This window comes from Candidatus Mycobacterium wuenschmannii (assembly GCF_030252325.1).
Taxonomy (GTDB): Bacteria; Actinomycetota; Actinomycetes; order Mycobacteriales; family Mycobacteriaceae; genus Mycobacterium; species Mycobacterium wuenschmannii.
The window spans coordinates 706591-727219 of record NZ_CP126981.1 but is presented as its reverse complement, the minus strand read 5'-3'; the positions used below and the strand labels follow the sequence as shown (position 1 = coordinate 727219).

The 20629-nt window shown below is 67.2% G+C and carries 18 protein-coding genes; 5 read left to right on the top strand and 13 right to left on the bottom strand.

The annotated features are described in order from the left end of the window. Window positions 1–5 precede the first annotated feature (5 nt). On the top strand, window positions 6–1493 hold the full coding sequence (locus PT015_RS03685) for a flavin-containing monooxygenase (RefSeq protein WP_390887924.1): 1488 nt from the start codon (window positions 6–8) through the stop codon (window positions 1491–1493). Window positions 1494–1545: 52 nt separating this feature from the next. On the opposite strand, the gene metK is transcribed toward PT015_RS03685, so the two are convergent. From metK to pyrR, 12 genes are all read right to left on the bottom strand, one after another. Then, on the bottom strand, window positions 1546–2757 hold the full coding sequence (gene metK, locus PT015_RS03680) for a methionine adenosyltransferase (protein ID WP_285188882.1): 1212 nt from the start codon (window positions 2755–2757) through the stop codon (window positions 1546–1548). Window positions 2758–2866: 109 nt separating this feature from the next. Then, window positions 2867–4114, bottom strand: coding sequence for a bifunctional phosphopantothenoylcysteine decarboxylase/phosphopantothenate--cysteine ligase CoaBC (coaBC, locus tag PT015_RS03675; RefSeq protein ID WP_285188880.1), 1248 nt, complete (start codon window positions 4112–4114; stop codon window positions 2867–2869). Window positions 4115–4156: 42 nt separating this feature from the next. Then, complete coding sequence (gene rpoZ, locus PT015_RS03670; RefSeq protein ID WP_240258122.1) at window positions 4157–4483, bottom strand: DNA-directed RNA polymerase subunit omega; 327 nt, start codon at window positions 4481–4483, stop codon at window positions 4157–4159. Between the two features lie 65 nt (window positions 4484–4548). Further along, window positions 4549–5118 (bottom strand): guanylate kinase, encoded by a 570-nt coding sequence (gmk, locus tag PT015_RS03665; RefSeq protein ID WP_285188879.1) that lies wholly within the window; start codon window positions 5116–5118, stop codon window positions 4549–4551. 154 nt (window positions 5119–5272) lie between these two features. Beyond that, a complete protein-coding gene (mihF, locus tag PT015_RS03660) occupies window positions 5273–5593 on the bottom strand; it encodes an integration host factor, actinobacterial type (protein WP_005146193.1) in 321 nt (106 codons plus the stop codon). A 421-nt stretch (window positions 5594–6014) separates the two neighbouring features. Next, on the bottom strand, window positions 6015–6830 hold the full coding sequence (gene pyrF / locus PT015_RS03655; protein WP_285188872.1) for an orotidine-5'-phosphate decarboxylase: 816 nt from the start codon (window positions 6828–6830) through the stop codon (window positions 6015–6017). Window positions 6831–6832: 2 nt separating this feature from the next. Next, window positions 6833–10180, bottom strand: a complete 3348-nt coding sequence (carB, locus tag PT015_RS03650) for a carbamoyl-phosphate synthase large subunit (RefSeq protein ID WP_285188870.1) — start codon at window positions 10178–10180, stop codon at window positions 6833–6835. Continuing rightward, window positions 10180–11331, bottom strand: a complete 1152-nt coding sequence (carA, locus tag PT015_RS03645; RefSeq protein ID WP_285188867.1) for a glutamine-hydrolyzing carbamoyl-phosphate synthase small subunit — start codon at window positions 11329–11331, stop codon at window positions 10180–10182. The genes carB and carA overlap by 1 nt, the downstream gene beginning before the upstream one ends. Further along, complete coding sequence (locus PT015_RS03640) at window positions 11295–11807, bottom strand: PH-like domain-containing protein (RefSeq protein ID WP_285188865.1); 513 nt, start codon at window positions 11805–11807, stop codon at window positions 11295–11297. Before PT015_RS03640 ends, carA begins: the two co-directional genes overlap by 37 nt. After that, window positions 11804–13096 carry a dihydroorotase gene (locus PT015_RS03635; RefSeq protein WP_285188863.1) on the bottom strand — a complete coding sequence of 431 codons (1293 nt, stop codon included), beginning with the start codon at window positions 13094–13096 and terminating at the stop codon, window positions 11804–11806. The genes PT015_RS03640 and PT015_RS03635 overlap by 4 nt, the downstream gene beginning before the upstream one ends. Further along, window positions 13093–14070, bottom strand: coding sequence for an aspartate carbamoyltransferase catalytic subunit (locus PT015_RS03630; protein WP_285188862.1), 978 nt, complete (start codon window positions 14068–14070; stop codon window positions 13093–13095). Before PT015_RS03630 ends, PT015_RS03635 begins: the two co-directional genes overlap by 4 nt. Then, entirely contained in the window at window positions 14067–14633 is a 567-nt protein-coding gene (gene pyrR, locus PT015_RS03625; RefSeq protein ID WP_285188861.1) for a bifunctional pyr operon transcriptional regulator/uracil phosphoribosyltransferase PyrR, read from the bottom strand. The genes PT015_RS03630 and pyrR overlap by 4 nt, the downstream gene beginning before the upstream one ends. Before the next feature lie 658 nt (window positions 14634–15291). Here pyrR and PT015_RS03620 point away from each other — a divergent pair. The 4 genes from PT015_RS03620 to PT015_RS03605 all read left to right on the top strand — a co-directional run bounded on the left by PT015_RS03620 (window position 15292) and on the right by PT015_RS03605 (window position 19447). After that, window positions 15292–15609 carry a hypothetical protein gene (locus PT015_RS03620; RefSeq protein ID WP_285188860.1) on the top strand — a complete coding sequence of 106 codons (318 nt, stop codon included), beginning with the start codon at window positions 15292–15294 and terminating at the stop codon, window positions 15607–15609. A 304-nt stretch (window positions 15610–15913) separates the two neighbouring features. After that, window positions 15914–17632, top strand: a complete 1719-nt coding sequence (locus PT015_RS03615; protein WP_285188859.1) for a glycosyltransferase family protein — start codon at window positions 15914–15916, stop codon at window positions 17630–17632. Between the two features lie 70 nt (window positions 17633–17702). Continuing rightward, window positions 17703–18908, top strand: a complete 1206-nt coding sequence (locus PT015_RS03610) for a serine hydrolase domain-containing protein (protein ID WP_285188857.1) — start codon at window positions 17703–17705, stop codon at window positions 18906–18908. Further along, window positions 18908–19447, top strand: a complete 540-nt coding sequence (locus PT015_RS03605; RefSeq protein WP_285188855.1) for a GNAT family N-acetyltransferase — start codon at window positions 18908–18910, stop codon at window positions 19445–19447. The genes PT015_RS03610 and PT015_RS03605 overlap by 1 nt, the downstream gene beginning before the upstream one ends. On the opposite strand, the gene PT015_RS03600 is transcribed toward PT015_RS03605, so the two are convergent. Next, on the bottom strand, window positions 19444–20598 hold the full coding sequence (locus PT015_RS03600; protein ID WP_285188854.1) for an acyl-CoA dehydrogenase family protein: 1155 nt from the start codon (window positions 20596–20598) through the stop codon (window positions 19444–19446). The two genes, PT015_RS03605 and PT015_RS03600, sit on opposite strands and share 4 nt — an antisense overlap. Window positions 20599–20629: the final 31 nt, after the last annotated feature.

The following is a 20629-nucleotide window of genomic DNA, read 5'->3' as shown; positions in this document are numbered from 1 at the left end:
TACCGGTGAACAGCGAAGGCCCCGACTACCACTGCCTGATCGTCGGCGCCGGATTCTCCGGCATCGGCGCTGCCGTCAAACTCGACCAGGAAGGCTTCAACGACTATCTGGTCGTCGAGGCCGGCGACGAGGTCGGCGGCACGTGGTACTGGAATACCTATCCCGGCATCGCCGTCGACATCCCGTCGGCGTCGTACCAGTTCTCGTTCGAGAAGCGGCCGGACTGGTCGCGCACCTACGCGCGGGGCGGCGAATTGAAGGCCTACGCCGAGCACTGCACCGACAAGTACGGGATCCGTCCGAAGATCCGGTTCGGCACCAAGGTGCTGTCCGCCGAATTCGACGACGAGCGCTCGCTGTGGCGAGTGCAACTCGATCCGGGCGGCGAAGTGACGGCGCGGTTCATCTACAACGGCAGCGGCGTGCTCACCGTGCCCAAGCCGCCCGAGATCGACGGCGTCGACTCGTTCGGCGGCGAGATCGTCCACACCGCCCGGTGGGATCACTCCCTCGACCTGACCGGCAAGCGGGTCGCTGTGATCGGTACCGGCGCCTCGGCGGTGCAACTGGTGCCGCAGATCGCGCCGATTGTCAAGCAGCTCAATGTCTTTCAGCGCACGCCGATCTGGTGCTTCCCGAAGTTCGACGTCGCGTTGCCCACCCCTGCGCACTGGGCGCTGCGCCTGCCCGGCGCCCGGACGCTGCAGCGGCTGATCACCCAGTCCTACGTCGAGGTGACCTTCCCGCTCCCGGCGCAGTACTTCACGGTGTATCCGCTGGCGAAGTGGATGGAGTCGCTGGGCCGCGCGTACCTAAGGATGAAGGTGCGAGACCCGGTGGTGCGCAAGCAACTCACGCCGAGCTACGCGATCGGCTGCAAGCGTCCCGGCTTCCACAACAGCTACCTGTCGACATACAACCTCGACAACGTCCGTCTCGTCACCGAACCGATCGACAAGATCACGCCCTCGTCGGTGGCCACCACCGACGGCACCAACCACGACATCGATGTACTGATCCTGGCCACCGGGTTCCACGTCTTCGACGCCGACACCACGCCGACCTTCGCGGTCACCGGCAGCGGCGGCAAGTCGCTGAAGCGGTTCTGGGAGGACAACCGGGCCCAGGCCTACGAGGGCACCACCATTCCCGGCTTCCCGAACTTCTTCTCCACGATGGGGCCCTACGGCTATGTGGGGTCCTCGTACTTCGCGCTGATCGAGGCGCAGACCCACCACATGGTCCGCTGCATGAAGCGCGCCCAGCAGCGCGGCGCGATCCGCGTCGAGATCAGCGACGAAGCCAACGCCCGCTACTTCGCCGAACAGTTGCGCCGCCGCGACAAGCAGGTGTTCTGGCAGGACAGCTGCCGGGGCGCCAACAGCTACTACTTCGACAAGAACGGCGACGTGGCGCTGCGCCCCGCGCACACCTTCGAAGTGTATTGGCGCAGTAGGCGTTTCGATCTCGACGACTACAGCTTCACGGCCTGACACGAGAAAGCCCCCGCACGCCGAGCGTAACGGGGGCTTTTCGCGATACGAACTAGACAGCGCGCTTGAGGTCGTCGACCTTGTTGGTCTGCTCCCACGGCAGGTCGATGTCGGTGCGGCCGAAGTGGCCGTACGCGGCGGTCGGGGCGTAGATCGGACGCAGCAGGTCCAGGTCACGGACGATCGCGCCGGGCCGCAGGTCGAACACCTCGGGCACGATCTTCTCGATCTTGACCGGGTCGACGGTGGCGGTACCGAACGTCTCGATGAACAAGCCGACCGGGGCCGCCTTGCCGATCGCGTAGGCCACCTGAACCTCGACGCGCTCGGCCAGGCCGGCGGCGACGATGTTCTTGGCCACCCAGCGCATCGCGTAGGCCGCCGAGCGGTCCACCTTCGACGGGTCCTTGCCGGAGAAGGCACCGCCGCCGTGGCGGGCCCAGCCGCCGTAGGTGTCGACGATGATCTTGCGGCCGGTCAGGCCGGCGTCGCCCATGGGGCCCCCGACGACGAACTTGCCGGTCGGGTTGATCAGCACCCGGGTCGACGACGTATCCAGCGTCTCGTGGGCCAGGTCGGCGAGCACGGTCTTGATGACGTGCTTCTGCAGATCGGGGTCCAGCGTCTTCACCAGGTCGATGCCGTCGGCGTGCTGGGTGGAGATGACGACGGTGTCCAGGCGAGTCGGGACATTGTCTTCGTACTCGATGGTGACCTGGGTCTTGCCGTCCGGGCGCAGGTAGTCCAGGGTCCCGTTCTTGCGGACCTCGGTCAGTCGCCGAGACAGACGATGGGCCAGCGCGATCGGCAGGGGCATCAGCTCCGGGGTGTCGGCGATGGCGTAACCGAACATCAGACCCTGGTCGCCGGCGCCCTGCAGGTCCAAGGGGTCAGCGGCACCCTCGACGCGGGTCTCGTGCGCGGTGTCGACACCTTGCGCGATGTCGGGCGACTGCCGGCCGATGCCGATGTTGACGCCACACGTCTCGCCGTCGAAGCCCTTGTCGGAGTGGTCGTAGCCGATCTCGAGGATGCGCTCGCGGACGGTGTTGGTGATGTCGGCGAAAGCTTCCTTGGCGTTCGTGGTGACCTCGCCGATGACGTGGACCTGACCGGTCGTCACGGCCGTCTCGACGGCGACACGTGAGCGCGGGTCTCCGGCCAGCAGCGCGTCGAGCACCGAGTCGCTGATCGCGTCACAGATCTTGTCTGGATGCCCCTCGGTCACCGATTCGCTGGTGAACAACCGACCCTTTTCGCTCACACTCTCTCCCTTTCAAGGCGCATGAAAAAACGTTAGTTAGGCAAATTATATCGCCGGGCTGGTATATGTTACCGGCCGGTCTGCGGTGCTCTAAAAGCCCTGTCGCCTTTTAGGTGCCCCGCTGCAGGAACGTGGCGATCGCGTCCACGATACGGCTGGCCATCAAGGTCTTCGAACCGGGCTGCAACGCCGACTCGGTGCCGTCGGCCGCCAGCAGCCAGCCGTCGTTGTGGTCGACCTCGAAGGCCTTGCCGTCGCCGACGGCGTTGACCACCAGCAGGTCACATCCCTTGCGCCGCAACTTGGCCCGCGCGTGAAACAGCACGTCACCATTGGCGTCGCCGGTTTCGGCGGCGAAGCCGACGATGGCACGCATGTTCGGCAGCTGCCCGGCGGTGCGGGCCTGCACGGTCGACGCCAGCACGTCGTCGTTGCGGATCAGGTCGATCTGCGGTGCCGAGTCGTCGGTGGCGCGCTTTTTAATCTTGGCGGTTGCGACCTGGGACGGCCGGAAGTCGGCGACGGCCGCCGCCATCGCCAGCACGTGGAAATCGGGTGCGTGCTTGGACACTGCGTCCCGCAGTTGTTGAGCGGAGCTGACGTGGACCACCTCGACGCCGGCCGGGTCGATCAGCCCGGCGTTGTGCCCGGCAATCAAGGTGACCTCGGCGCCGCGCTGGGCCGCGACCCGGGCCAGCGCGTAGCCCTGCTTGCCGGAACTGCGGTTGCCGATGAAGCGGACGGGGTCGATGGGTTCGCGGGTGCCCCCCGCGGTGACCAAGAGCTTGACGCCGTCGAGGTCGTAGGGCATGGCGTCGTGGCGCTCGAGCAGCAGCTGGGCGAAGGTGACGATCTCCTCGGCCTCGGGCAGCCGGCCCGCGCCGCTGTCCTCGCCGGTCAGCCGGCCGGATGCCGGTTCGAGCACGACGGCTCCCCGGCGGCGCAGCGTGGCGACGTTCTCGACGGTGGCCGGGTGCTGCCACATCTCGGTATGCATGGCCGGCGCGAACAGCACCGGACATCGCGCGGTGAGCAGTGTCGCGGTCAACAGGTCGTCGGCGCGGCCGTGGGTGGCACGCGCCAGCAGGTCGGCGGTCGCCGGTGCAACGACGACGAGGTCGGCAGCCTGGCCGATGGCGACGTGCGGCACCTGCGGCACATTGTCGAAGACCCCGGTTTGAACGGGCTGGCCGGAGAGCGCCTCAAAAGTGGCGGCACCGACGAACTTCAGCGCGGATTCGGTGGGGATGACGCGGACCTGGTGGCCGGCCTCGGTGAGCTGACGCACCACGGTGGCCGCCTTGTAGGCGGCGATGCCCCCGGCGACGCCGACGACGATCCGTCGTTGCTCGCCCATGTGGCTCCCTGCGCCGCTCACAGCAGGCCCGCCAGGATCCCGCTACTCGCCTTCGGTGTGCTCGAGCAGGTCGCCGTGGATCTCGCGCATCGCGATCGACAGCGGCTTCTCCTGCAGACCCGGCTCGACCAGCGGGCCGACGTACTCGAGGATGCCCTCGCCGAGCTGGTTGTAGTAGTCGTTGATCTGACGGGCGCGCTTGGCCGCGTAGATCACCAGGGCGTACTTGCTGGACACCCGCGCGAGCAACTCGTCGATGGGCGGGTTGGTGATGCCCAGCGGTGTGTCGTAGGCGCCGATGCCACCAGCGGACGGGTCGAACTGGTCCGGGACGGCGGCTAACGAAGTGTCGGTCTGCGAACTGCTCACGTAAATATTCTCCTGGCGGCCGGTAATGATCTGCGATTAATCGTGAATCGAGTCTGGTTGGACGATCACGCCGTCTGCGGCGCGGGACCGACCAGCAATGATACCAATTCTGAGCACGCGGTTTCCAATTGGCGATTCACCACGACCTCGTCGAAGTCGTCCTGTGCGGCCAACTCGGTGCGCGCGGTGGCGAGCCGGCGCTCGATCACTTCGGGTGTCTCGGTGCCGCGGCCGATCAACCGGGCCTCCAGCGCATCCCAGCTCGGGGGCGCCAGAAAGACCGCGACCGCCTCCGGCATCGCCTGCTTGACCGCACGTGCACCGGCCAGGTCGACCTCGATGAGGACCGGGTGCCCGGCGGCTACGGCCTCCCGGACCGGGCCGGCCAGCGTGCCTGATCGGTGCAGGCCACCGTGGATTTCCGCCCATTCGAGCAGGGAACCGTCGTCAATCAGTTGTTGGAAGTGTCCGGCCGAGACGAAGTGATAGTCGATTCCGTCGACCTCGCCGGGCCGAGGAGCCCGGGTGGTCGCGGAGACACTGAAATGAAGATCGGCGATCCGCTCGCGAAGGCAGCGCACCACCGTTGATTTGCCCACTGCGGACGGACCGGACAGCACGATCACACGTGCCATGCCGTCCGGTCCCCCGTCAGTGCTCAACGACTCTCCCGGAAGGTGCTCAGGCGCTGGCCCGGCCTTCCGTCAGGCCCGAAGGCCTGCATGGTCGCCAAACTGATGCGTCGGTCCGACTCCTCCTCAGGCCTCACGGCCCGCATCGTCGTCGAACTCAGGCGGTGAAGTCGAACTTTTCGAGCAAAGCCTTGCGCTGACGGTCGCCGAGGCCACGCAGGCGGCGGGTCGGGGCGATCTCCAGCTCGGTCATGATTTCCTGCGCCTTGACCTTGCCCACCTTCGGCAGGGCCTCCAGCAACGCGGAAACCTTCATCTTGCCCAAGACCTCGTCGGTCTCGGCATCCTTCAGCACCTGCTTGAGATTGGTGCCGCCACGCTTCAGCCGGTCTTTGAGCTCGGCTCGGGCTCGGCGTGCGGCGGCAGCCTTCTCCAACGCTGCCGCGCGCTGCTCGTCGGTCAACTGGGGAAGGGCCACGATTCCTCCGTATCGATCAGCAACAGATTTCGATCTTTGTTTGTCTCGGCCAGGTAGTCCAGCCAGCGGTCACGACCGTACCCACGCCACCTGACGAAATCTAACCCGCCCCCCTGGTTGAAGCTACAAAGACGCAGCTTATGGCTGGGGAAAGCGCGGGTTCGGCCCGCTCAGAGAAGGGCCGCGGGGCCGTTCCAAGGCGGTCGCCCGGCCCCCGCTTTCGCCGCCATTAAATCGCCTCTACCAGTGCCTATGCTAGCGCCGGGCAAATCGTCCGGGGCCGAAAAGGACTCGTCGCGACGGTGTTGACACTGGTCAAAATGCCGAATCGGACCCGACAAGGAAAATCGCGGCGTGTCGCGCGTGTCGCGTCAAACAGCACGTCAGCCCTGACAATGAACGACGCCGTGTCGTAGATCGTTCAGGAAGCCAGGTGGGCGACCGCGTCGCGCATCCGCTCGCCCGCCGTCCGCACCGCGGTGACGTCCGGACCGGCTCGCAGCACGTCGCGCGACACCGCAGGCAGCAGCTGGCCGGAAACGGCCCCACCCAGGCCGCTCAGGGCCTCGGGCCGGCCACCCTGGAAGCCGACACCGGGCACCAGCACGGGGCCGTCGAGCAGGCTCACGTCGGGCACCTCGGTCAGCGTGGCGCCGATGACGACGCCGACGGTTCCCGCGCCCAGTGCCCGATTGGCGGCGGCGGCTTGGTCGACGATCGACTGGGCGACCGGCGTGCCCCCGGTCGTCGCGCGTTGCACGCCGGCGCCTTCCGGGTTGGAGGTCGCGGACAGCACGAACACCCCGCTGCCGCAGTCCGCGGCGCGGTCCAGCAGCGGCTGCAGCGAGCCGAAGCCCAGATACGGCGAGGCGGTCACCGCGTCGGAGGCCAGCGGGGCGTCGCCCGTCCACGCGGCCGCGTACGCCGTCATCGTCGACCCGATGTCGCCGCGCTTGGCATCGGCCAGCACCAGCACGCCGGCGCCACGGAGGGCGGCGATCGTGCGCTCCAGCACCGCGTACCCCGCCGCGCCGTAGGTCTCGAAGAACGCCACCTGAGGCTTGACGACCGCGAAGTCGGCGTAGGCCGCCACACAGATGTCGGCGAACGCCGCCAGCCCGTCGGCGTCGACGCCCAAGCCCCAGGCCCGCAGCAACTCGGGATGCGGGTCGATGCCCAGACACAACGGCCCGCGGCGGGATATCGCGTCGGCCAGCCGAGCGCCGAACGCGGGCATACCTACTTACCGCCGTTGTTCAGCGCGCTGTGCAGTTCCTGCAGCGAACGGACCCCGATGTCGCCGCGGATACCGGCTTCGATGCCCTGCACCGCCGCCGACACTCCTTGCACGGTCGTCACACAGGGGATGTTGACTCCGACTGCGGCCGAACGGATTTCGTAGCCGTCGATGCGGGGGCCGGAGTTGCCGTACGGCGTGTTGAAGACCATGTCGACCTCACCCGCGCGGATCGCGTCGACAGCCGACATCTTCGGCCGCTCCGGCGACGCCTCCTCGAAGTGCTTACGCACCTCATCGCAGGGAATCCCGTTGCGGCGCAACATCTCCGCGGTGCCTTCGGTGGCCAACACCCGGAAGCCCAAGTCGGCCAGTCGCTTCACCGGGAACACCAGCGAACGCTTGTCCCGGTTGGCGACCGACACGAAGATCGTGCCCGAGGCGGGCAGCGAGCCGTAGGCGGCGGTCTGACTCTTGGCGAAGGCGCTGCCGAAGTCACGGTCGATGCCCATCACCTCACCGGTGGACTTCATCTCCGGGCCCAGCAGCGAGTCGACACCCGAGCCGTCGGCTTTGCGGAATCGGTGGAACGGCAGCACGGCTTCCTTGACGGCGATGGGCGCGTTCGGCGCCGCGTTGCCGCCGTCCCCGACGGCTGCCAGGATTCCCTCGCTGCGGAGCTCGGCGATCTTGGCCCCCAGCATGATTCGCGCACACGCCTTGGCCAGCGGGATCGCGGTGGCCTTGGAGACGAACGGGACGGTCCGGCTGGCCCGCGGGTTGGCCTCCAGCACGTAGAGCACATCGTCTTTGAGGGCGTACTGCACGTTGAGCAGGCCGATCACACCGATGCCATGCGCGATCGCCTCGGTCGCGGTACGCACCTTCTCGATGTCGCTGCGGCCCAGCGTGACCGGTGGCAGCGCGCACGCCGAGTCGCCGGAGTGGATGCCGGCCTCTTCGATGTGCTCCATGATGCCGCCGATGTAGACCTCGTCACCGTCACAGAGCGCGTCGACGTCGATCTCGATGGCGTCCTCGAGGAAACGGTCGACCAGCACCGGGTGTTCGGGCGAGAGTTCGGTGGCGCGGGCGATGTAGCCCTGCAGCGTCTCGTCGTCGTAGACGATCTCCATGCCGCGCCCGCCCAGCACGTAGGACGGCCGCACCAGCACCGGATAACCGATGTCCGCGGCGATGCGCCGCGCCTGCGCGAAGGTGGTCGCCATGCCGTAGCGCGGCGCCGGCAGCCCGGCCGCCGACAGCAGGTCGCCGAAGGCGCCGCGGTCCTCGGCCAGATCGATGGCCTCCGGTGGGGTTCCGACGATCGGGACACCCTCGTCGGCAAGTCGCTGCGCCAACCCCAGCGGTGTCTGACCGCCGAGTTGCACGATGACGCCCACGACGCCCGGCCCGCCTTCGCCGGACAACTGCTCGGCGTGGAACACCTCGAGAACGTCCTCGAACGTCAGCGGCTCGAAGTAGAGCCGGTCGGCGGTGTCGTAGTCGGTGGACACCGTCTCCGGGTTGCAGTTGACCATCACGGTCTCAAATCCGGCCTGCGACAACGTCGTTGCCGCGTGCACACAGCTGTAGTCGAACTCGATCCCCTGGCCGATGCGGTTCGGACCCGAACCGAGGATCAACACCTTGGGCTTGGTGGTCTGCGGGGCCACCTCGCTCTCGGCGGACGGGTCGAGTTCATAGCTGCTGTAGTGGTACGGCGTCTTGGCCTCGAACTCCGCGGCGCAGGTGTCGACGGTCTTGTACACCGGGTGGATGCCGAGGCGGCGCCGCAGCGACCGCACCCCGCCCTCGCCGGCCAATTCCGGCCGCAGCGCGGCAATCTGGCGGTCCGACAGGCCGCTGTGCTTGCAGCGTCGCAACAGTTCGACGTCCAGCACGGCGGCGTCGCTCACTTCGTCTCGCAACGTCAGCAGTTCCGCGATCTGCGCGACGAACCACGGGTCGATCCCTGAGGCTTCGGCCACCCGGTCCACCGGCGCCCCCAACCGCAACGCCAATTCGACGTCGTAGAGCCGGCCATCGGTGGGTGTGCGGAGCCTCTCGAGCGCGTCCTCTGCGCTACCTTCGTCGTCCGGGCCCGTCCAGAATCCGGTGCGCTTGGTCTCCAGCGAGCGCATCACCTTGCCGAGCGCCTCGATGAAGTTGCGGCCCAACGACATTGCCTCGCCGACGGACTTCATCGTGGTGGTCAGGGTCGGGTCGGCGCCCGGGAACTTCTCGAACGCGAACCGCGGCGCCTTGACGACGACGTAGTCCAGTGTCGGCTCGAAGCAGGCCGGAGTCTCCTTGGTGATGTCGTTGAGGATCTCGTCGAGGGTGTAGCCGACGGCGAGCTTCGCGGCGATCTTGGCGATCGGGAAGCCGGTGGCCTTGGACGCCAGCGCACTTGACCGCGACACCCGGGGGTTCATCTCGATGACGACCAGCCGGCCGTCCTGCGGGTCGACCGCGAACTGGATGTTGCAGCCGCCGGTGTCGACGCCGACCTCACGCAGGATGTCGATGCCGAGGTCGCGCATCTTCTGATACTCGCGGTCGGTCAGCGTCATCGCCGGGGCAACCGTGACCGAGTCGCCGGTGTGCACGCCCATCGGGTCGACGTTCTCGATCGAGCAGACCACGACGACGTTGTCCTTGCCGTCGCGCATCAACTCGAGCTCGAATTCCTTCCAGCCGTAGATCGATTCCTCGATCAGCACATTGGCGCTCGGCGAGGCCGCCAGCCCGGCGCCGGCCATCCGGTCGACCTCCTCGGCGGTGTGCGCCAGACCCGAACCCAGGCCGCCCATCGTGAACGACGGCCGGACCACGACCGGCAGCCCGAGTTCGCCGACGGTCTCGCGGACCTCGTCCATGGTGAAACAGACACGGCTGCGGGCGGATTCGCCACCGACCTTGGCGACGATGTCCTTGAACATCTGCCGGTCCTCACCGCGCTGGATGGCGTTGAAGTCGGCGCCGATCAGCTCGACGCCGTGCCGGTCTAGGGCGCCGTTTTCGTACAGCGCGACCGCGGTGTTCAACGCGGTCTGGCCGCCCAGCGTGGCCAGCAGCGCGTCGATCTTGTGGCCGCGCTCGGCCTGCTGGGTGATCACCTTCTCGACGAACGCGGCCGTGATGGGTTCGACGTAGGTGTGGTCGGCGTATTCGGGGTCGGTCATGATGGTCGCCGGGTTGGAGTTGACCAGGCTGACCTCAAGTCCCTCGGCACGCAGGACCCGGCAGGCCTGGGTCCCGGAATAGTCGAATTCGCAGGCCTGCCCGATCACGATCGGCCCAGAACCGATCACCAGGACGTGCTTGAGATCTGTCCGCCGTGGCATTACTTGTTCTCCCCTGCCATCAAGTCGACGAATTGGTCGAACAAGTACTGTGCATCATGCGGTCCGGCCGCGGCCTCCGGGTGGTATTGCACCGAAAAGGCTCGTCCGTCAGCCAGTTTCACGCCCTCGACGACGCCGTCGTTGGCGCAGGTGTGGCTGACCACCGCGTCGCCGAACGGGGTGTCGAATCGTTGTCCCGCCTCGCCTTCGAGGGCGAATCCGTGGTTCTGGGCGGTGACCGCGACCCGGCCGGTGGCGTGGTCCATCACCGGGATGTTGATGCCTCGGTGGCCGAAGGTCATCTTGTAGGTCGACAGGCCCAGCGCCCGGCCCAGGATCTGGTTGCCGAAACAGATTCCGAACAGCGGGATTCCGGCGCCCAGCACCTCGCGGGTCACCGCCACGATGTGGTCGGCGGTCGCGGGGTCGCCGGGGCCGTTGGACAGGAAGACGCCGTCGGGTTTGAGTTCAGCGATCTGCTCGAACGTCGCCGACGAGGGCAGCACCCGGCTGCGCACGCCGCGGCGGGCGAAGTTGCGCGGGGTGTTGGTCTTGATGCCGAGGTCGATCGCGGCGACGGTAAATCGCTGTGGCCTTTCGGGTTCGACGATGTATGCCTCCGGCGTGCTGACCTGACCGGCCAGGTCGGCGCCCAACATCGGCTGCTGGCCTCGGACACGTTCGGTCAGTTCCTCCGGCGCGGCCAGCGCGTCACCGGAGAACACTCCCGCCTTCATCGACCCTCGACTGCGCAGATGCCGCACGACGGCGCGGGTGTCGATGCCGGCGATCCCGACGATCTCCTGGCGGATCAACTCGTCCTCCAGCGTGCCGGTGGCGCGCCAGTTGGAGACCCGCGGCGACGGGTCCCGGACTGCATAGCCGGCCACCCAGATCTTGTCGCCGCGACTTTCGCCGTCTTCGCCGTTCCAGCCGGTGTTGCCGATCTGCGGGGCGGTCGCCACCACGATCTGCCGGTGATAGCTGGGGTCGGTCAGCGTCTCCTGATACCCGGACATGCCGGTGGAAAAGACCGCCTCGCCCAGTGTTTGGCCGATGGCACCGAAAGCCGTACCGGTGAACGTCCGGCCGTCGTCGAGAACCAGCATCGCCTTCACAGCGCGACTCCTTCCGGCCAGCTGTGCAGCCATCCCTTGTTGTCGTCGCGGTTGTCGGCGCGAAACCCGGTGTCGATCTTGACGCCCGACGGCAGCCGCCATCGAATCGCCAGAATCCCGTCGCGCGCGGCCACCTTGCCGGCGATGACGTGTTCGGTGCGGATACCGGAGATCGACTCGCTCGGTATCCAAATCGGTTGTGCCCCAATGCGCTGCACCAGGATGCCTTCGGGGTGGCGGGTGAGCACGGCCTTGCTGCGGTAGCCCAGGTCGCCGACGGTGATCCGTTGGCTCCACGCCGGCGCCATTGTGCAGCCGACATACATGCCGGGAGTAGTGATCGACGCGGGGCCGACATGATCCGGTATTTCGGGCAGCGTTCCGAGCAACTCGGCCTGACGCTCCGCGCGCTTGCGCCAGCCGCGCAGCATCAGCTGAATGATGAACGCGATGATGACAACCAGCAGTGCGGCCATGATCAGCGACGCCACCTGCGTCTGGCTATTCATGCCGGGCTCTTTCCGTCGCGCGCGGTGATCTTGCCGCGCAGCAGGGTTGCGGTCACGGCGGCCGGCAGTGTCATCGTCTCGTAGGGCGTGTTGGCCGACCGGCTGGCGAAATCGGCGCCGACGACGGTCCAGGTGGCGTCCGGGTCGATGACGGTCAGGTTGGCCGGCTCCCCGACTTCGAGCGGCCGCCCCTGGTCGGGCAGTCCCGCGATGCGGGCCGGGTTTTCGCTCATCACCCGCGCGACGTCGCGCCATGTCATCAGACCCGGTACGACCATCGCCTGGGCCACCGCCGACAGCGCGGTTTGCAGACCGAGCATGCCCGGCAGCGCCGCGGCGAACTCGACGCACTTCTCGTGTTCGGCGTGCGGCGCGTGATCGGTGGCCACACAGTCGATCACACCGTCGACCAGGGCCTGGCGCAGCGCGACGGCATCGGCGGCCTCGCGCAGCGGTGGGTTGACGCGGTTCACCCCGTCATAGCTGGCCAGTCGGCTGTCATCGAGCAGCAGATGATGCGGCGTCACTTCCGCGGTGATCGAAATACCCTGCGCCTTAGCCCATTTGACGAGCTCGACAGTGCCGGCAGTAGAGGCATGACAGATATGCACCCGCGCCCCGGCGTCGCGGGCCAGCAGGGCGTCGCGGGCGACGATCGACTCCTCGGCGGCCCGCGGCCAGCCCGACAGCCCCAGCTTCGCGGCGTTGGGGCCTTCGTGCGCGATCGCCCCGACGGTCAGCCGCGGCTCCTCGGCGTGCTGAGCGATCAGCACGCCCAGCCCGGTCGCGTATTCCAGCGCGCGCCGCATGATCAGCGGGTCGTCGACGCATTTGCCGTCGTCGGAGAACATCCGCACCTGCGCGGCTCCGGCGGCCATCATGCCCATTTCGGTGAGTTCTTTGCCGGCCAGCCCCACCGTGACCGCGCCGACCGGATGCACGTCGACCAGGCCCACCTGCTGTCCGCGATGCCAGACGTGGTCCGTGACGACGGGGCTGTCGGCGACCGGGTTGGTGTTGGCCATCGCGAACACCGCGGTGAAACCACCGAGAGCGGCTGCGGCCGAGCCGGTTTCGATGTTCTCGGCGTACTCGCGGCCGGGCTCACGCAGATGCGTGTGCAGGTCGACGAAGCCGGGTAGCAACACCTGACCGGTCGCGTCGATCACGTCTGAGGTTTCGGGGATCGTGAGTCCGGCGCCGATCTCGGCGATCTGCCCGCCGTCGACCAAAACGTCGACCTGGTCCCCTTCGCCGTAGAGCCGCACCCCACGCAGCACGACGCTCACGCCACATACCCCTTTCCGCCGAGCCCTTCGGCGGGCGACTCGGTGCCCACAAGCAGATGGAAAAGCACCGCCATCCGAACGTGGACACCATTTGAAACCTGTTGCAGCACCGCCGATTGCGACGAGTCCGCCACCGAAGACGAGATCTCCATGCCGCGCAGCATTGGGCCGGGATGCAAGACGATCGCGTGATCGGGCAGCAGCACCTGGCGCCGATCTGACAGCCCGTAGCGCACCGAGTACTCCCGCGTGGAGGGGAAGAAGCCACCGTTCATCCGCTCGGCCTGGACGCGCAGCATCAGCACCGCGTCGGCGGCCGGCAGTTCGGCATCCAGGTCGTGTGACACCGTCACCGGCCAGTCGGCGACCCCGACCGGCAGCAGCGTCGGCGGCGCCACCAGCACCACCTCGGCGCCGAGGGTGTGCAGCAGCATGACGTTGGAGCGGGCCACCCGGCTGTGCAGGATGTCGCCGACGATGACCACCCGGCGGCCGTCGATGCCACCGAGTCGCTGCCTGATGGTCAGCGCGTCGAGCAGCGCCTGGGTCGGGTGCTCGTGCATGCCGTCGCCGGCGTTGATCACCGCGGGTCCGGTGTCGTCGGCGTTCGCCGTCCAGGCCGCAAGCTGGTGTGCCGCACCGGAAGCCGGGTGCCGGATGATCAGCGCGTCGGCGCCGGCGGCGCGCAGGGTGAGCGCGGTGTCGCGCAGCGACTCGCCTTTGCCCACCGAGGACCCGGCAGCGCTGACGTTGATTACGTCGGCGCTCATCCACTTGCCGGCGACTTCGAACGACACCCGGGTGCGGGTGGAGTTCTCGTAGAACATCGTGATGATCGTGCGGCCGCGCAGGGTCGGCAGCTTACGTACCTCGCGGCCGACCAACGCCTGGGCGAACCGGTCGGCGTCGTCGAGAATCGCGGTGGCCTCGTCGCGGGTCAGGTCGCCGGCCGCCAGCAGGTGCCTCGGACTCATCGGGAGATCACCACGCCGTCGTGACCGTCCTGCTCGGCCAGTTGTACGTGCACGTTCTCGGTGCGCGAGGTCGGCACGTTCTTGCCGACATAGTCGGCGCGCAGCGGCAGTTCGCGGTGGCCGCGGTCGACCAGCACCGCCAGTTGCACAACCCGCGGGCGGCCGACATCGCGCAGCGCGTCCAGAGCGGAGCGCACCGAGCGGCCGGAGTACAGCACGTCGTCGACGAGAATCACCAGCGCATCGTCGATGCCGCCGGCGGGAATACAAGTGTTCTCCAGCGGCCGCGGCGGCTTGGTCATCAGATCGTCTCGATAGAGGGTGATGTCCAACGCCCCGTGCGGGATCTCGGCGCCGGAGAACTCGGCGATGTTGGCGGCGAGGCGGTTGGCCAAAGTCACACCACGCGTGGGGATTCCCAGCAGGACCACCCGAGGCGCGTCGGCACCGTCGAGGGCAGTCTTTTCGATGATTTGATGCGCAATACGCGAAATTGTGCGACCCACGTCGGCCGCCGACATCAGTTCGCGGCCGGTAGCGGCGTCACCCGCAGCAGCGCCCATGCGAGATCTGGACCTCCTTCTCCGCCTCTCTGGACGGATCGTTAAAGGGGGTTTGGAGAACACTTTCGTGGCCTACCGGCTAGGAGGCTACCAGCTTGTCGGCTTGCGTTCTCTTAACTGGGTTCGGTTCCGCGGCGGCCCGGCGATATACCCGGCACAGCGGTAGCCGTGCCCCTGCTAATTACCAGGGAAATCCCTGTATCTAGCAGGAGTCCGTTCGGCATACCGTCTGCGAAGAGGGGCGATCTGCCACCTCAAGCAGAAAGGGAAACCGTAGCCATGAGAACAACGCGGATCGCGGCCGTAGCCGCAGTGATAGCCGGTGCGGCGGTGGGGTTGGCCGGTTCGGCGTCGGCGGCGGAACCGCTGTCGGGTAGTTACAGATATACGGTCACCGACTCGAACAAATTTCCGGCTGGGTCTGGCATGCCACAGTTGTTCGTTCCGTGTGGTCCGGATTGCACCCGAGAGGAGAGCCATCCGGATCAATCAACCAAGGAATATCACTTGCGGGGCAGCACCTGGTCTGCGCAACTCGCAGAATGCCAGGAAACTATTGACGCTAATTCCTTGGCCGGTCGCTATGAGTGCCCTAATGGAAAGTATGTCAACTTTCAGTTGACACGGGATTAGAAAGGTCAGCGGATCAATGAGGACGATGGCATTCACTCGTGGACTTGCGGTTGGCGTTGCCCTGGCCGGCGCAGCAGTTGGGTTGGCGTCCCCGTCGCTGGCCGATGATCCACCGCCCGTTCCCGTCACGCCCGGATCGCACACCATGACGGCACCAAACGGGAACGTAACTCACGTGGGGGTGGCGCTGGACTGCGGTCCGGCCTGCTTCGCGTGGCTCGGCAGTGGACAGCACGACGAGTTCCACTGGGCAGGGGACAAGTGGGTCGATGAACATGGCACCTGGACCGTGGACGGCATCACGTTCACGAACCGCAACGGCGGCACCACCACCATGTCCTGACGAAGAACGGCCACACCAAGAACGGCTGACACGGGCCAGCTCCGGCCCTGGACCTCGGGAGTCCGCGGAATCAACCGAGGTGTAACCCTTGCTCAACCGGCCCGAGCAGCTCGTGGCCGTGGTGTTTGCGAAGAACGCCATGTCGACAGCCTCGGCGATCTGGTCAGCGCGACCTCTTCGCCCAGCTTGGAGTCCGAGTCATCGACCAGCTCATTGCTGGCGACGACGAGGTTCAGGGCCTCGCCGTACTCTTCGGGCAGCCAGCTGGCGAAAAGGACAGGCGTCGGAATCTTAAGGAGCTCGGGTGCTCGGGCAGTGGACCAGAGGCCGCCGCGGGGGCCTGCTCGCCTTCCTGCTCTACCTGGCCGGGGTTATGATCGTCACCCTCGGCGCGTGGCGCGGCCCGACGTCCGGGTGGGCCGGCGGCTGCTGCGATCAGGAACAGGCGATCTGGTACCTCGGCTGGACGCCGCACGCGCTGATCCATGGCCTCGATCCGTTCTTCACGACGCAGATCGCCGCACCCACCGGCGCCAATCTCATGTGGAGTCCGTCGATGCCCCTGCTCGGAATCCTGGGGTGGCTACCGGCGAAGATCGGCGGGCCGATTTTCGGGTTCAACATCCTGATGGTCCTGGGCATCGCGCTGAGCGGGTGGGCGGCCTGGCTGGCGATCCGGCGCTGGACGGGTGACGGCCTCGGGCCGACTGTCGGCGGCGCGGTGTACGCCTTCTCCCCCTACGTCGCCTCCCACGCGGCCCACCATCTCAACCTGACCACGGTCTGGGTTCCACCGCTGATGCTGATCGCCCTCGACGAGTTGGCGGTGACTCGTCGCCGCCCGGCCTGGAAATCCGGGGCCACACTCGGCGCGCTCGGCGCCGCGCAGTTGCTGATCAGCGAGGAGGTGCTGGCTACCAGCGTCGTGGCGGGAGCCGTCCTGCTCTGCGTGCTGGCGGCGGCACTGCGGGCGTTGCCGACCCGCCGGCTCGCGGCCGGGCTTGCCGTTGCGGTGCTGACATTCCTGGCGTTCGCGGCCGGGCCATTGGCCGCGCAATTCCTTGGGTCGCAACGGATCAGCGAACAGGTGCAGAACTCTACGCACTTCTCGACAGATCTGCTCAACCTCGTGCTGCCGACCCCGTATCAATTGATCGCGCCGGGGTTCGCAACAAACCTGTCGCGCGAGTTCAGCGGCCTCTACCACGAGGCGACGGCCTATCTCGGCGCACCGCTGATCGTGCTGATCGTCGTTGCGGCCGTACGCTATTGGGACGATCTGCGGATCCGCATCCCGGCCATCACCGGGGTGCTGATACTGGTGCTGTCACTGGGCCCCTGGCTGCACATCGGTAAGGACCCGCTGCACGTTCCCCTGCCATGGCTGGTGCTGGCGAAACTACCGTTGCTGAAACACGTCCTGCCGGATCGCTTCACGGTCTTCGTCTGGCTGGCGGTGGCGGTGATCGTCGCGACCGTCATCGCCCGCGCCTCCCGCCTCGCGCCGCGTCCGGCGGCTCGCTGGCTGCTCACGGTGGGCGCGTCCCTGTTCCTCCTGCTTCCCGCGCCGCTGGCGCGCGTTCAGTTCACGACACCACCCTTCTTCTACCACTGGGCGAGCCATCACATCGGCGCCGACGAAACCGTCCTCGTCGCACCGTATTTCGTCAACGGTAACGAGGCTGCTCCGATGGTGTGGGCCACCGTCGCCGACTTCGGCCTGCGGATGCCCGAGGCCTACGCCTACCTGCCGCAACCCAACGGTGGAACGTATTCCGGGCCGGCGCAATCACAACTCACCTTCACCATGTGGGTCATTCAGCAGCGCGGCGCGTGGCTGGTCGCGCGCGGTGACATCCGCGACCAGATCGCCGACGACCTGCAAGCTGCCGGTGTGCGCCATGTGATCGTGGGCCCGGGCACCAATTCGGGGCAGATGCTCGCGTTCTTCACCGACCTTTTCGACCGGCAGCCTGCGATCATCGAGGGCGTCGCGCTGTGGAGCGACGTCACAGTCCGGTGAACAACGCCGATCGTGATCGAGCCTGCTCCCTGAATTCGCGGGTCGGCGACCGCCCATTAACCTCGATCAGGTGAACCTCGATGGCAATCAGGCCTCTATCCGCGAGGCCTGCGATGCCGGACTGCTGGCCGGCGCGGTGACGGTGGTGTGGCAGCACGGAAAGCTGCTGCAGGTCAACGAGATCGGCCACCGCGATATCGACGCGCAGCTACCGATGCAGCGGGACACGCTGTTCCGTATCGCGTCGATGACCAAGCCGGTGACCGTCGCCGCCGCCATGAGCCTGGTCGACGAGGGCAAGCTGGCGTTGCGCGACCCGGTGGTGCGCTGGCTGCCGGAGTTCGCGAACCTGCGGGTGCTCGACAACCCGATCGGTCCGCTGGATCGGACTTCTCCGATCGAGCGGGCGATTCTGGTCGAGGACCTGCTCACCCACACCAGCGGCCTGGGCTACGGCTTCTCGGTGACCGGCCCACTGTCGCGGGCCTACCTACGGCTGCCGTTCGGGGAGGGCCCCGACGCCTGGCTGGCCGCGCTGGCCGAATTGCCGCTGGTGCACCAGCCAGGCCATCGGCTGACGTACGGTCATTCCACCGACGTGGTCGGCGTGCTGGTGTCGCGCGTGGCGGATAAGCCGTTTCACGAAGTCCTCGATGAGCGAATCCTGCAGCCGCTGAACATGATTGACACTGGATTTCACATCACTCCGCAGGGCCGCCGGCGTGCCGCGACCATGTACCGGCTGGACGGCACGGATAAATTGCAGCACGACGTCATGGGCCAGCCGCACATCTCGCCACCGGCGTTCAGCAATGCCGGTGGTGGACTGTTCTCTACCGCCGACGACTACCTGCGATTCATCGAGATGCTGCTGCGAGAGGGCACATTGGACGGCGTGCGGGTGTTGTCGCCGGAGTCGGTGCGGGCGATGCGCACCGACCGGCTTACCGCCGAGCACAAGCGGCACAACTTCCTCGGGTCGCCGTTCTGGATCGGGCGTGGCTTCGGCCTGAACCTGTCGGTCGTCACCGACCCGGCCAGGTCGACGCCGTTGTTCGGGCCGGGCGGGCTGGGTACATTCAGCTGGCCCGGCGCCTACGGCACCTGGTGGCAGGCCGACCCGACCGCGGACCTGATCCTGCTGTATCTGATCCAGAACATGCCGGCGTTGTCGGCGGACGCCGCGGCCGCCGTCGCCGGCAACACCTCACGCGCGAAACTGCAAGCGGTGCAACCGAAGTTCGTCCACCGCACCTACCGGGCGCTGGGTCTGTAGTGGCCGAGTTCACGCCCGAACGCATCGAGGGCTCGCGGCTGCTGTTGCGCCTGCCGGTGATCGACGATGCCGGCCCGCTCTTTCAACGGGTCGCGCGCGACCCTCAGGTGACCAAATACCTGCTGTGGACCCCACATCCCACGGTCGCGGTCACGCAGCGGGTGATCGCCGAACGCATGAACGTCAACCCACACCTGCGAACCTGGGTGATGGAGTTGCAGCACAGCGGCGAGATCGTCGGCATGATCAGCTGTGGGCGTCCGCTGCCCTATATCGCCGAGATCGGTTTCTGCGTCGGCAAGCGTTGGTGGGGAAAGGGTTTGACGTCCGAGGCGCTGGACATGCTGATGACCACGCTGCAGGCCGACCCCGACGTGTACCGGGCTTGGGCGACCTGTCACGTCGACAACGACCGCTCCGTGCGCTTGCTGGAAAGGGCGGGGTTCACCCGCGAGGGCCGAATGGCGCGGCAGGGCATCTACCCCAACCTCAGCACCGAACCGCTGGACAGCTTCCTGTTCGCCAAGGCGTTGCGCTAGACCATCGCAAACGGCGAGACCTTCGCGCCGATCTCCAACGCGCCGGCCAATTCTCGGCTGCCGTCGTAGTCGAAGACGACGTGCCCGGAGATCACGTCGACGTCGCGCTTGGCCCGCTGCAGCGGGTGGTCCAGGAATTGCGCGCTCGCACCGGACGCCTCGAGCAGATCGGCGATCACCGAACGGGATTCGTGCACGACGCGCGCCGCGGCCACCCGCACGCCGGCCCGCACCTTGCGGTCGATGTGCTCCCCGGCGGCGACCCGGGTCTGGATGTCGTCAGCGGCCGAATCGGTCAGCGCCCGTATCGCGCGCAGGCGCGCCCGGGCATCGCCGAGGCGTATCTGCGCGGCGGGCTGATCCTTCTGCGCCGCACCGGAATACGCGATGATGCGCTCACTGAGCCGGCGGGCGAACAGATCGGCGACCAACTCCGCGGCCCCCAGCGCAGGCATCGCCGCAACCAGCGCCAGGGCGGGCACCATCGGCCAGCGGTAGACCGCCGCGTCATGCAATTCCGCGCCCGGCGCGGTGCCGCCGTAGATGTCGGTGACCGCGACCAACCGATGCTCGGGCACCCAAACGTCCTCGACGATCACGTCGTTGGATCCGGTGGCACACATTCCGGCGGTGTGCCACACGTCCTCAACCCGAGTGTCCGCGACCGGTAGCAACACCAGCGCCGGGTACGGCGCATCGTCGGGTCCGCAGAGGGCGCCGACCATCACCCAGTCGGCGTCCATGATCCCGGTGGCCCACGACCAACGCCCGGTCAAGCGGACACCGCCGTCCGCCGGGATGGCGCGGCCTGTCGGCGCGAGCGGCGCGGGGCACAGCACCGGCCCGTCGGCGAACACCTCGTCCTGGGCCCGCTCGTCGAGCAGCGCCAGCATCCAGTTGTGCAGCGTGTAGAAGCCCAGCGTCCAGGCACTGGACGTGCAGCCGTGCGCCATCACCCGCACGGTGTCGAGGATCTCGGGAAAGTCCGCCTGAATGCCGCCGTAGCGCTTGGGCAGCAGTAGCTGTGCCAGCCCGGAGTCGCGGTAGTCGTCGACGGTGGCCTGCGGCAACCGGCGCAGTCGCTCCGCCTCCCCCGCACGCTCGGCCAGCCTTGCGACGAAATCGTCGCTGACCTTCGACGTCTGCGTCATGCTCCGGACATTACCATACCTTTTGGTATGG

Excerpts from the sequence above, each read along its gene's own strand:
- PT015_RS03600 (WP_285188854.1), bottom strand. The coding sequence starts at position 20,598 with ATGACGCAGACGTCGAAGGTCAGCGACGATTTCGTCGCAAGGCTGGCC.
- PT015_RS03620 (WP_285188860.1), top strand. The coding sequence starts at position 15,292 with ATGGCATTCACTCGTGGACTTGCGGTTGGCGTTGCCCTGGCCGGCGCA.
- pyrF (WP_285188872.1), bottom strand. The coding sequence starts at position 6,830 with ATGCCCGCGTTCGGCGCTCGGCTGGCCGACGCGATATCCCGCCGCGGG.
- gmk (WP_285188879.1), bottom strand. The coding sequence starts at position 5,118 with ATGGCACGTGTGATCGTGCTGTCCGGTCCGTCCGCAGTGGGCAAATCA.
- PT015_RS03640 (WP_285188865.1), bottom strand. The coding sequence starts at position 11,807 with ATGAATAGCCAGACGCAGGTGGCGTCGCTGATCATGGCCGCACTGCTG.
- coaBC (WP_285188880.1), bottom strand. The coding sequence starts at position 4,114 with ATGGGCGAGCAACGACGGATCGTCGTCGGCGTCGCCGGGGGCATCGCC.
- PT015_RS03630 (WP_285188862.1), bottom strand. The coding sequence starts at position 14,070 with ATGAGTCCGAGGCACCTGCTGGCGGCCGGCGACCTGACCCGCGACGAG.
- pyrR (WP_285188861.1), bottom strand. The coding sequence starts at position 14,633 with ATGGGCGCTGCTGCGGGTGACGCCGCTACCGGCCGCGAACTGATGTCG.
- carB (WP_285188870.1), bottom strand. The coding sequence starts at position 10,180 with ATGCCACGGCGGACAGATCTCAAGCACGTCCTGGTGATCGGTTCTGGG.
- carA (WP_285188867.1), bottom strand. The coding sequence starts at position 11,331 with ATGGCTGCACAGCTGGCCGGAAGGAGTCGCGCTGTGAAGGCGATGCTG.